Consider the following 10,133-nt stretch of genomic DNA (forward strand, 5'->3'; position numbering starts at 1 on the left):
ACCGCCCGTGATTAGGCAAGCCTAAGTTTATAAACCTTTCGTAGGATGGTCAAGGGTTTGCCCATAAATTTCTTCACCCCTGACAAAAACACAGTTAACCTGCAATAACGAGTACAATCTGGAACCATGGCTGAGTTGAAATCCACTATTTCCGAACAACTCCGCAAATTCTGGCGTGCCAACGAGAAGGAATTGACCGATTCCCCGCGTCGAGGCGTCGCCTCCCCTGCCGAGGCCACGGCACTGCGCGAGGAGGTCGCGGCCGAAATCGCGGACCTCATCAAAGCCCAGAAGGTCAAGACCAGCCCGGGCGACACCGCCCTCGATGCCGATGCCGCCGCCACCCTGCCCCTTGGCGCGCGCATCAAACCGCGCGGCGTCTTCGAAGATGACTGGAGCACGCGTCCTACTGCGCAGCGACCGTGGCCGGTCATCCTCATCCACGGCACCTGCGATACAAAAGGCGTATGGCAGCTCCTAGGCAATGAACTGCGCCAGGACGGCTGGGCCGTCTTCGCCCCTGACTATGGGCACCGCGCTACCCAGCCGCTTGCGGAATCTGCGCGCCAGCTTGGCGCTTATATCGATACCGTCCGCGCGGCTACCGGCGCGGACAAGGTTATTCTCATCGGCCACTCCCAAGGTGGGCTGCTTGCCCGCTATTGGATGCGTATGGAGGGCGGGGCCGAAAACGTCCTGCACCTGATGTGCATTAGCGCCCCGAATCACGGCACCACCTATGGGGGCATAGCCAGCCGCCTCATCCGCACCCCGCGCCAAGAAGCGGTGCTGCGCTCCATCATCGATGGCTGGTTTGGGCCGGCGGGCATGGACCAGGTCGTCGGCAGTGAAGCGCTGCGCGAAACCAACCGGGACGGCGATCTGGAATCCGGCGTGAGCTATACCTGCATTGCCACGCGGTCCGACGCCGTCGTTGTCCCGCCTGAGACCTGCTTTCTCGACCCCCGCGGCGTCGCCGAGGGCACGGTCCGCAATATTTATGTCCAGGACTTCGACCGCCGCGCGATGGTCTTGCATGAGGATATGCCGATGGATAAACGCGTCCGTGCGATCGTGCGCACCATTTTGGAACTGGTGGAGAGCATCCCGCGCTAGTTATAGCCCCAGCTCATCGAGTACCGCGTCAAAGGCCGGACCCACCTGCGTGCGCCACAGCGTATCCACTTTCTGATCACCCCGGCCGGGTCCGCCATTGATAACGGCCACGCGCTTGCCCTGTTTCTTTGCCTCCAGCACAAAGCGGTACCCGCTCATAACCGCCAGCGAAGAGCCGGCCACCACGAGCGAACGCGCCTGGCCCAGCAGTGCAAAGGCGGCATCGCGGCGCTCCGCCGGCACGGGCTCGCCAAAGTAGACGACGTCCGGCTTCAGCAATGCAGAACCACAGCGCTCGCACCCTGCCATGCGGAAGGCTGCCACGTCCGCTTCAGCGAGCGTCACGTCACCGTCCGGGTTCACCTGATCCGCCTCCACCACGAGGCGTTCCAGGTACCCCGGGTTCGCTGCAGCTAGGCGCGCATCGAAGTGCGGCCGCGCCTCCCGGTGCCCGCACATCAAGCACACCACGGTTTCCATATCGCCATGCAGTGCCACCAAGCTCGCGGTTCCCGCCTGTTTATGCAGACCATCCACGTTTTGGGTGACCACGCCATTGACCAGCCCGGCGCGCTCCAGTTCCACCAGCGCATAATGCGTGCGATTCGGCACCGCAGAATCCATAACCCGCCACCCCACAAAGCTGCGGGCCCAATACCTATGGCTCGCGGCCGGGTCGTGGCGAAATTCCTGATAGGTCATCGGCCGGTGCCTACTGAGCGAGCCGCGCGGGCCCCGATAATCCGGCACGCCCGATTCCGTAGACACCCCAGCCCCAGTCAGCACCATCACTGGGCCCTCGCGCAGCTGTTTGACGACGTCCCCTAAGGCCTTCCCCTCCTCCGTATGCGGCGCCGATTCTTCGACCACTCGGGCGATCGAACGCAGCGCAGACTGGTGGGCAAGGGAGACGGCGGGATCCATGCCCCCGATGCTAGCTTTCGGGCAGGTGCTCTACATAAAGCCAGTCCGAATCCAGCTCCCCGTGGCGCGAGCACTTAGTGTGCCAGCCATCGGGGCGCACCTGGGCCACCATGCGGCGGCCACAGATCTGGCAATAGCGAGGCACGTCGAGGCCGGCTGCGGCCGCGGGGTGCAGCGTGAAGACCTCTTCGATCGGCTTGCCGGTATTCGGATGGAAAATCGGCTCGTCCCCGGAGAGAACGGCAGCGGCCAATTCGGATGAGGGCTCGGATAAACCCGGCACTACAGGGCCTTAATCGGCAGGTCGATGCGGTTCAACATGTCCACATCCTTTTCAATCTGCTGGCCCAGGGTGGTCAGGTAGTTGCCGGCGATAATGGCGTTGATGCCGCCGAGGAGGCCGCGCTCAGTGCCGTCGTCGCCAAGCGAAAGCTCGCGGCCACCAGCAAAGCGCAAGGTGGTAGACGGCATGGCCAGGCGGAACGCCGCCACGGCGCGCAGGCCCTCACCTAGCGGAACCAGCGGGCGATCCGCAAAGGGGGTGCCAGGTCGCGGGTCGAGGAAGTTCATCGGCACCTCGCACGGGTCAATTTCTGCCAGCTGCGCGGCGAATTCGGCGCGCTGCTCCAGGGACTCGCCCATGCCGATGATGCCGCCGCAGCAGACCTCCATGCCTACTTCGCGTACATAATCGAGGGTCTGTTTGCGCTCCTCCCAGGTGTGGGTGGTGACCACATTGGGGAAGAAGGAGCGGGAGGTCTCCAGGTTGTGGTTATAGCGCTGCGCGCCCATATCCTTCAGGCGCTGCGCCTGCTCGCGGGTCAGGGTGCCCAGCGAGCAAGAAATCTCGATGTCGACGGCGTCATTAATCGCGGCAATCGCCTCGCCCACCTGGTCCAGCAGGCGATCGTCCGGGGACTTCACTGCGGCCACGATGCAGAACTCGGTGGCGCCGGACTTAGCGGTCTTCTGCGCCGCCTCCACCAGCTCCGGGATGTTCAGGCGCACGGCGCGCACCGGGGACTCAAAAAGGCCGGACTGGGAACAAAAGTGGCAATCCTCTGGGCAGCCGCCGGTCTTAATGGAGATAATGCCTTCCACCGATACGTCTGGACCGCACCACTTCAGGCGGGTCTGGTGGGCGATATCTGCAATTTCCTCCAGCTGGGAATCCGGAACCTGCAATACCTGCAGTAGCTCTTCCTGGTTGAGGCCTTTGCCTTGCTCCAGGGCTTTCTCACGGGCGATGTCAACGATGCTCATGGTGCTAAACCCTACTTGAACGGCGTTCAACTTTGGTTAAAACCACATATAAATCTGTACGGAACTACCCTCGGGGGCATGACGCTTTATGATGACACCCTCTCCCTCCTCCAAGAGCTTATCCGCAATGCCTGCGTTAATGACCTCACGCCGGATTCCGGCCACGAGGTACGCAATGCGGATAGCCTGGAGAAATTCTTCGCGGGCGAAGACGTGCAGATTGAGCGCTTCGAGTCCCACCCGGGCCGCGTCTCCATCGTGGTGACCGTCCCCGGCGATCCGGACAAGGAACCGCTCACTCTCATGGGCCACACGGACGTCGTCCCCGTAGATGAGCCGAAGTGGACCAAGCCGCCCTTCGAGGCCCTCATCGAGGATGGCAAGCTCTACGGCCGCGGTTCCGTAGACATGCTCTTTATTACCGCCACCATGGCCGCCGTCACGCGCGAGGTCGCCCGCGCCGGTAACACGGGCGGCACCCTCGCCTTCGTCGGCATGGCCGATGAAGAGGCCCGCGGCGGCCTCGGCGTGCGCTTTATGTCCGAGAACCACCCCGATGCCTTTTCGTGGAAGAACTGCCTGTCTGAGACCGGCGGCAGCCACCTGCCCGGCGCGGTGGGCTTCAACGTGGGAGAAAAGGGCGCCGGCCAGCGCCGCCTGCACGTACACGGCGATGCCGGCCATGGCTCCACGCCTTATGGCAAGGACTTTGCCATCGTAAAGATCGGTGAGGTCGCCCGACGCATCGCCACTGCGGAGCCGCCCACGGCCTCCAATGAGATCTGGGAGGGCTTCGTGCGCACCTTCAAGTTTGATCCCCAGACGGAGCAGGAGCTTATCGACGGCACGGGTGACTACTCCAAGTTCGGCAACCTCGACGCCTATGCCCACGCCTTTAGCCACACCACCATCGCAGAAACCGTCCTGCGCGCGGGCGGCGCCATCAACGTGCTGCCTTCGCACGCTTACCTGGAAATGGATGTGCGCCCCTTCCCCGGCCAGACCCAGGAGGATCTCGATGACTTCCTGCGCAGCGCGCTCGGGGATATGGCCGATGAGGTGGAAATAGAGCACCTCATCACCGAAGATGCCACGCAATCCTCCACCAATACCGAGCTGTGGCGGGCGATTGAGGCCACCTCCAAGGAATTCTTCCCCGACAAGGACGTTGTCCCAGTTCACGCCACCGGCGGCTCGGACCTGCGCTTCGCCCGCCGCAAGGGCGGCAATGCCTATGGCTTTGCCATGCACGCCGAGGGCCGCGATATGGCCAGTGCCAATTCGCAGCTGCACAGCCACGACGAGCACCTCTACCTAGAGGACCTCGAGCTCACCGTGCGCGCCTACCGCAGCCTGGTCAATCGCTTCCTCGGCCTGTCACAGGCGTAACAAGTGTGGCAAGATGTCTGGCATGAGCTTTGCACGTAAGTCCGCGCTGCTATCTGCAGCTACCGCCCTGACCGTAACCCTCGCCGCCCCTGCCGCTGCCCATGCCGACGCCGTTGATAATCTCCTCGCCAAGATGCCCGCCGGCCAGATTTCTTGCTCCCAGGCACAGCAGTACTGGACCAACTCCGCTGACTACAACCAGAAGAAGTCCCAGGCCCTCGCCGTTGCCACCGTGCACCCACGCGGCAACGAGGTCCGCGGCGCCATCGGCCGCATGGATGAGGCCATTGCTCGCTGCGGCCTGAACGGCACCACCGGTCAGGGCAAGCCGGTCAACACCGGCGGCCAGCGCGGCAATGCTCCCGCACCAAAGCCAGCTCCGGCTCCGGCCCCTGCCCCGGCACCAACCAAGAACGCCAAGGTCATCGAGCTGGGCACCATCCCTGGCCAGCCGACTGTCGATGTCCCCTTCCTGGGCCAGACCTTCCGCATCCCGGACGCGGCCAAGATTGCCCAGAACGCCGTATCCCAGTTCCAGCTGCCACAGATCCCACAGATCCAGCAGCTGCAGCAGCTGTCTTCCTTCTAAGACGCTGGCGTGGCCGGACCGCTTAGCGGTCTAGCTGAAAATAGATTCCGGCATGCGCACTGCAGCCGGGATTAAATTTATGCCCACAGTGGGGACACGCAGGCGCGGCGGAATAGGCGTGGTAGTTCATTTCGGTGCGGCAGGCGCCGCAGAGTACCGAGGGGGCGTCGGCAAGCATGGGCCCAAACTCATGCTCCGTGAGCTCGGCATGGCACAGCGCGCAGGCAAAATACTCGCGGCAGGTGGCGCATTTATTGGCCACCACATCCAGCGGCGAATGCCAGTGCTTGCACCGGCCCTCCGCATCAATCGCGCCGTGAATCTTCATGGCCGTCAGCATACGCGCCATCCTGTTGCCACTGGTGCTTCTTTTCCTCTGATTTCTTGGCATTGCGCACGGCCTGAATGCCCACCACGATGGCGATGATGAGCGGTACCCACACCTTGCTGTAATCCATGAGGAATACGAGCCAGTCGGGCGGATCGATGTCGATGTTGAAGTCGAAATTCGGCACCGGCAGCTCTATCTGCGGAAACTCCGGTACGGGGAGCGCGATATCCGGCAGGTTAATCTCCGGCATCTCCCAATCCGGAAGCAACCGAGACAAGATGCGGCTGATAATCGGGCCGAGCACGATCACGCCAATGGCCCAGCCGGACTTGCCCAGCCCGCCCAGAAGTGGATACAGCACCCGCTTGAAAGAACTTTCCTCCATGGCGTGGCGGCGCTTCTCGCCCAAGGAGCCGGCCGGCGGATCGAGGGCGACTGCCTCCTCGCCATTGCGGTAGTACACGTCCAAGAGCTCGCCAAAGGGCGATGCCTGAACGTCCAGATAAGGTTTGCTGCGCGGGGCGGAGTTCTCAAGCAGAGTGAGATCTTTTTCAATCTTCTTCTTAAGCGAATAACGGCCTGCGCGGGGCCGATCGTGGCGGCTGCGTACCTGACCGTTCACCACAATTTGCAGGCGTGGGCTGGGGTTTTTCTGCCAAAGCCGAAGGCGCTCCGGCAGCGAAGCATCGCCTGGAACCGGGGTGAAATCCTTGGCCTTCTTCGGCCACTCGCCCATCTCCGCGAACTCGGCATCGTATCCGCGCTGCACCTCAATGGTGCCCACCTCGGGGTGCTCTAGGCGCCACGTCTCCATTAGCTCTTCCCTGCCTTGGAGCCCACCGCGGCCCCCAGCTTGCTCGCGGCCCATGCCAGGAAAACAAATACTGGGAGGTATATCCAGGTGCCCTCGTTGAAGTAGAGGGACATGGCTGCAAAATACGCCAGCCCCGCCACGCAGAAAATGGTCCAGGAGGCGCGGAAAGTGGCGCCGTCGGCAAGAGCAATGACCACGGTCAGCACGGCCATGAGGATGAGCAAGGCGAGGCCGGGGACAAGGTGGTAGACAGCCGGCGGCAGGCCAACGAAGACCGCGGCCATGGCTATGGGCGCCCACCACTGCCACCAGACGCGGCTGGGCTCGTCTTTCGTTTCCGCTTCTTCTTCTAGCTCCTCAAACACGCACCCAACCTATCACAGGGCTTAAGGAAATTTATGGGGAAGAAATCCTCCCTGCGACCGGCCTAATCCTCCCCGCGGAGGATACCGCGCTGAGCAGTGCGTACCTAGCGTTAAGAGCATGAAAAGCACACCACTCATCCTCGCGGCGGGCGTAGTATTCGGCGCCATCTACGGCACCAATGCGCTCCTGCCAGACATCTATGACAACCCCACTTCTGAAGTGCAGGCCGGACAGGCCCGCATCCCCGGATTATCCTGCACGGAAGAAGATGGCTCCACCAGCAGTGAACCACGCTGGGACTGTGACGGCACCCAAATCCGCGCTAAGGAAGTCGGCGTGCAAGACAAAGACCAAGCCACCCGACGCTACCTCCGGGCAATGGGTGAAGGTACGGCCATGCCGGAAGGAGACATCGACCGCGACGGGGACAAGCGCACGCTTAGCGATGGCGACCTTGTAGCCATCAGCATCGAGGGCGATGGCCCCACCACGTTCCTCTCCCTGCGCGGACCGCGCGCTGCAGAACTTGCCCAGGAGGTAGAAAAGGCATGAAGAATCTGTATTGGTTATCTATCGCTTTTGGACTGGTAGTCTCCGGCTTCTTTTTGGCCGATCGTCGGTTTACTGAGGTTGGGCTCATCGGTGCGCTCATCTGCGTGGGCCTTACACTCGGCTTGGGATTCTTGTGGTTTAGGCCGCGGCCGATGTGGCAAGGCATCCTATGGGGTGCGCTCGCCCAGCCGGTGGTGGTGAGCCTCAACGATCAGATGGTGGGGATCTCGGACAAGCTGGGGCTCACCCACCTATACGCGGCCTTCTACTCGCCGCTTCCGGAAGAAACCATCAAGCTCCTCGGCGTCGTTATTATTATTGCGGCTTTTGGAAACGTGAAGCATCCCTACCAAGCCGCCGCGATCGGCATGGCGGTAGGCCTTGGTTTTGATGCCATGGAAAATGTGCCGTTCATCCTCAACGCGGCCATCGATGACTTGGACGGCGACCTCTGGGGCGTCATCATTACCGGTATCGGACGATTCTTCACTGGCGCCTTTAGCCATGCGCTGTATACGGGGGTTGCGGCATGGGGCGTCGGCAAGCTCTATGCGGGGGCACGCCACGGATACTGGCAGGTGGCCGGATTCTGGCTGGCCGCCATCGCCCTGCATACCCTATTCAATGCCTCGACCATCATTGCGGGTGATTGGCCGGTGACCATTCTCCTTATCGCCCTCATCACGTGGACACTGGTCATTTGGGGCCTGCGTTTCATGCGCAAGCAGGACAAGAAACACGCGGCACAAAGCAGCGAAAAGTCCCTACCCGCTAAAGATTCGGAATATAGCTCCTGAGCTGGATCAATGCGAAGAAAAAGGCTCGTGTCCGAGGGGTGTTATAAGGTGTAAATCGTACACAAGTTCACACGATAATTTAGGTACGATGCGCCATGGAAGAACCCTACTTTTCCACGACCAACACCACCGACCCCACCACACGCTTAGCCTTTGAGATGCGAAAGGCGGAGTACGAGTTCTGGGTAAGCCAAGTCCCAGATCTCGATTCTGATTTCGAATTAGTTACCCAATCCCTCTACCGCACCACCGGCGTTAATGAAGGCCGGATCGGCCATATCCTCATGGCGCTGCACCGTCTGGAGGAGCTGCCCGAGCTCCAGGCGCTGCAGCACCGCCTCTATCACTTGGACCTCGACCGCATTATTGCCATCAATAAATCCCTCAACCGCTTGGGAAACCCAACGCCAGAGGTGGTGACGCGCATCGACGAGCAGCTCACCGCCTACCTCACCCCTACCCGGCCGAACCAGGCCATGCGCACGCAGGCGCAGATTAAACGCAAGCTCAACGAGCTCATCAACCTCGCCGATGACACGCTGGCCGTCACCCAAGGCCCTACCCAGCCGCGCTACACCATGGAAAACTGGGGCGATAACACCTCGGCGGTGACTTTGAGTGCGGACCCGGCGGTTATCGCGAGCGTCGATAAGTGCGTCCGGCAGACCGCGCTGGAGCTAGGTTGCTCGCTTGCCGACGCCGCCGTTGCGCTCCTCACCGGCCGCACCCAAGCCCCCGAGATCATCCTCAACGCCTACAAGGCCACCGACGTGCCCAATTCCCCGGCGTTTATCGAATCCGTAGGCTGGCTCGACCCGGCGCGCTCCAATGCGCTGCCCTACACCAAAATCCGGGAGATGGACCCTAACCACGAGGTCAAGGGCTACGTCACTCCCGCCGCAATGGCCGCATACCTGGAGGGAGTCGACGGGACCTGCCGCTACCCCGGCTGCAACCGCCCGGCATCTGCCTGCCAGAAGGATCACCGCATCAACCACGCGGACGGCGGGCCGACCGCCCCGGCAAACCTCGCCTGCTTATGCCAGCACCACCACAACATAAAGACCGATGGCCGCGTCTTTTATGTCATGGATCCACACACGCGCGACATCATCTGGCTTTTTGAGGACGGTACCTGGACCACCACCGAGCCCTCCGGCCCGCTGGCGCAGAAGAACAAAAACTGGGTACAGACTTTCGCCCAAACCATGACTGCCCACCGCGCCCGAGCATATGAAGAGGCCCAAGAGCTCATGCGCCAGCAGAAAACCACCCCTAGGGAGGAGGAATAAAACCGCCAGCTTCCCTACAGTGGCTGGCATGACGCAAAATTTATTCACACTTGACGAGCTCGTAATTACCCAGACCAAGTCCTTCCTCAACGATCAGTTCATGATCACCGATATCGACGGCACCCCTGTGGGCACGATCCTGCAATCCACCAGTCTTAAAGATATGGTGTTTAAATCCTCTCGCAGCTTGGAGGTTGCCATCACGGATGCCGAGGGCAATCCCCTCCAAACGGTCATGACGATTTCGGACCCGCCGAATTTTCTGCGGGATACCTACGAGGTGCACTTGCCGGGAATCGAGCAACCCATGGCCGTTATCACCAAGCGCTTTTCCATGCTCAAGACAAAATTGGACTTGACCATGGAGGGCTTTCCTGACGTCGAAATTCACGGCGACTTCTGGGATTGGAACCTTTCCATCACTTCAGAAGATCGCCTGCTTGCTGACGTCTCTAACGAATGGACTGGCATGGGTAATTTCTTCATGGGCAAAAACACGTACCGCCTGCGCATCACGCCGGGCCTCAATGAGCAACATCACGCTGCCATCCTCGGCGCTGTAATGAGCATGGATATGCTGCGTACTAAGCAAAAGAACAGCGACTAGGAAAATAAAAAGATGCTGTTGCAATGTTGGGCGGAGAGCAGCGAAGACTCAGTTTCGCATTCCCTGATGGCCGATGCGTGTGGGCGTTGTTAG

At 61.1% G+C, this 10,133-nt stretch carries 13 protein-coding genes; 7 read left to right on the forward strand and 6 right to left on the reverse strand.

From position 1 onward, the window contains the following. The first annotated feature begins 126 nt into the window (after positions 1-126). Positions 127-1,116, forward strand: a complete 990-nt coding sequence (locus QP915_RS11100) for an esterase/lipase family protein (protein WP_284769374.1) — start codon at positions 127-129, stop codon at positions 1,114-1,116. On the opposite strand, the gene QP915_RS11105 is transcribed toward QP915_RS11100, so the two are convergent. The 3 genes from QP915_RS11105 to bioB are packed head-to-tail and all read right to left on the reverse strand — an operon-like array spanning position 1,117 to position 3,303. After that, positions 1,117-2,040 carry a Sir2 family NAD-dependent protein deacetylase gene (locus QP915_RS11105; RefSeq protein WP_284769375.1) on the reverse strand — a complete coding sequence of 308 codons (924 nt, stop codon included), beginning with the start codon at positions 2,038-2,040 and terminating at the stop codon, positions 1,117-1,119. It abuts the gene before it with no gap. A 10-nt stretch (positions 2,041-2,050) separates the two neighbouring features. Further along, the gene (bsaP, locus tag QP915_RS11110) at positions 2,051-2,323 is read right to left on the reverse strand and encodes a biotin synthase auxiliary protein BsaP (protein WP_284769376.1); all 273 of its coding nucleotides are present in this window, start codon (positions 2,321-2,323) and stop codon (positions 2,051-2,053) included. Then, positions 2,323-3,303: a biotin synthase BioB gene (gene bioB / locus QP915_RS11115; protein WP_239194695.1), complete on the reverse strand. Its 981-nt coding sequence runs from the start codon at positions 3,301-3,303 to the stop codon at positions 2,323-2,325. The genes bsaP and bioB overlap by 1 nt, the downstream gene beginning before the upstream one ends. Positions 3,304-3,381: 78 nt before the next feature. Here bioB and QP915_RS11120 point away from each other — a divergent pair, with 78 nt between their 5' ends. Further along, entirely contained in the window at positions 3,382-4,692 is a 1,311-nt protein-coding gene (locus tag QP915_RS11120; protein ID WP_284769377.1) for a M20/M25/M40 family metallo-hydrolase, read from the forward strand. 22 nt (positions 4,693-4,714) lie between these two features. Further along, positions 4,715-5,281, forward strand: coding sequence for a hypothetical protein (locus tag QP915_RS11125; RefSeq protein ID WP_284769378.1), 567 nt, complete (start codon positions 4,715-4,717; stop codon positions 5,279-5,281). A 22-nt stretch (positions 5,282-5,303) separates the two neighbouring features. Here QP915_RS11125 and QP915_RS11130 read toward each other — a convergent pair whose 3' ends face one another. From QP915_RS11130 to QP915_RS11140, 3 genes are read right to left on the reverse strand one after another with little or no spacing between them, the layout of a single operon-like run. Further along, positions 5,304-5,609, reverse strand: a complete 306-nt coding sequence (locus tag QP915_RS11130; protein ID WP_284769379.1) for a CHY zinc finger protein — start codon at positions 5,607-5,609, stop codon at positions 5,304-5,306. Next, on the reverse strand, positions 5,587-6,426 hold the full coding sequence (locus QP915_RS11135; RefSeq protein ID WP_284769380.1) for a hypothetical protein: 840 nt from the start codon (positions 6,424-6,426) through the stop codon (positions 5,587-5,589). Before QP915_RS11135 ends, QP915_RS11130 begins: the two co-directional genes overlap by 23 nt. Continuing rightward, entirely contained in the window at positions 6,426-6,791 is a 366-nt protein-coding gene (locus QP915_RS11140; RefSeq protein ID WP_269954019.1) for a heme transporter, read from the reverse strand. The genes QP915_RS11135 and QP915_RS11140 overlap by 1 nt, the downstream gene beginning before the upstream one ends. 118 nt (positions 6,792-6,909) lie before the next feature. On the opposite strand from QP915_RS11140, the gene QP915_RS11145 reads away from it, so the two are divergent. From QP915_RS11145 to QP915_RS11160, 4 genes are all read left to right on the forward strand, one after another. Then, a complete protein-coding gene (locus QP915_RS11145; protein WP_239273655.1) occupies positions 6,910-7,344 on the forward strand; it encodes a hypothetical protein in 435 nt (144 codons plus the stop codon). After that, a complete protein-coding gene (locus QP915_RS11150) occupies positions 7,341-8,141 on the forward strand; it encodes a PrsW family intramembrane metalloprotease (protein ID WP_284769381.1) in 801 nt (266 codons plus the stop codon). The genes QP915_RS11145 and QP915_RS11150 overlap by 4 nt, the downstream gene beginning before the upstream one ends. A 95-nt stretch (positions 8,142-8,236) precedes the next feature. Continuing rightward, positions 8,237-9,433, forward strand: coding sequence for an HNH endonuclease (locus QP915_RS11155; RefSeq protein ID WP_284769382.1), 1,197 nt, complete (start codon positions 8,237-8,239; stop codon positions 9,431-9,433). A 28-nt stretch (positions 9,434-9,461) separates the two neighbouring features. Beyond that, positions 9,462-10,040 carry an LURP-one-related/scramblase family protein gene (locus tag QP915_RS11160; protein ID WP_284769383.1) on the forward strand — a complete coding sequence of 193 codons (579 nt, stop codon included), beginning with the start codon at positions 9,462-9,464 and terminating at the stop codon, positions 10,038-10,040. The last annotated feature ends 93 nt before the right edge of the window (positions 10,041-10,133 follow it).

The organism is Corynebacterium sp. MSK158, assembly GCF_030229085.1.
In the GTDB taxonomy this organism is placed as follows: domain Bacteria; phylum Actinomycetota; class Actinomycetes; order Mycobacteriales; family Mycobacteriaceae; genus Corynebacterium.

What these genes read in the sequence shown, in the direction of transcription:
- QP915_RS11100 (WP_284769374.1), top strand. Translation starts at nt 127, where the DNA reads ATGGCTGAGTTGAAATCCACTATTTCCGAACAACTCCGCAAATTCTGG.
- QP915_RS11105 (WP_284769375.1), bottom strand. Translation starts at nt 2,040, where the DNA reads ATGGATCCCGCCGTCTCCCTTGCCCACCAGTCTGCGCTGCGTTCGATC.
- bioB (WP_239194695.1), bottom strand. Translation starts at nt 3,303, where the DNA reads ATGAGCATCGTTGACATCGCCCGTGAGAAAGCCCTGGAGCAAGGCAAA.
- QP915_RS11120 (WP_284769377.1), top strand. Translation starts at nt 3,382, where the DNA reads ATGACGCTTTATGATGACACCCTCTCCCTCCTCCAAGAGCTTATCCGC.
- QP915_RS11125 (WP_284769378.1), top strand. Translation starts at nt 4,715, where the DNA reads ATGAGCTTTGCACGTAAGTCCGCGCTGCTATCTGCAGCTACCGCCCTG.
- QP915_RS11130 (WP_284769379.1), bottom strand. Translation starts at nt 5,609, where the DNA reads ATGAAGATTCACGGCGCGATTGATGCGGAGGGCCGGTGCAAGCACTGG.
- QP915_RS11135 (WP_284769380.1), bottom strand. Translation starts at nt 6,426, where the DNA reads ATGGAGACGTGGCGCCTAGAGCACCCCGAGGTGGGCACCATTGAGGTG.
- QP915_RS11145 (WP_239273655.1), top strand. Translation starts at nt 6,910, where the DNA reads ATGAAAAGCACACCACTCATCCTCGCGGCGGGCGTAGTATTCGGCGCC.
- QP915_RS11150 (WP_284769381.1), top strand. Translation starts at nt 7,341, where the DNA reads ATGAAGAATCTGTATTGGTTATCTATCGCTTTTGGACTGGTAGTCTCC.
- QP915_RS11155 (WP_284769382.1), top strand. Translation starts at nt 8,237, where the DNA reads ATGGAAGAACCCTACTTTTCCACGACCAACACCACCGACCCCACCACA.
- QP915_RS11160 (WP_284769383.1), top strand. Translation starts at nt 9,462, where the DNA reads ATGACGCAAAATTTATTCACACTTGACGAGCTCGTAATTACCCAGACC.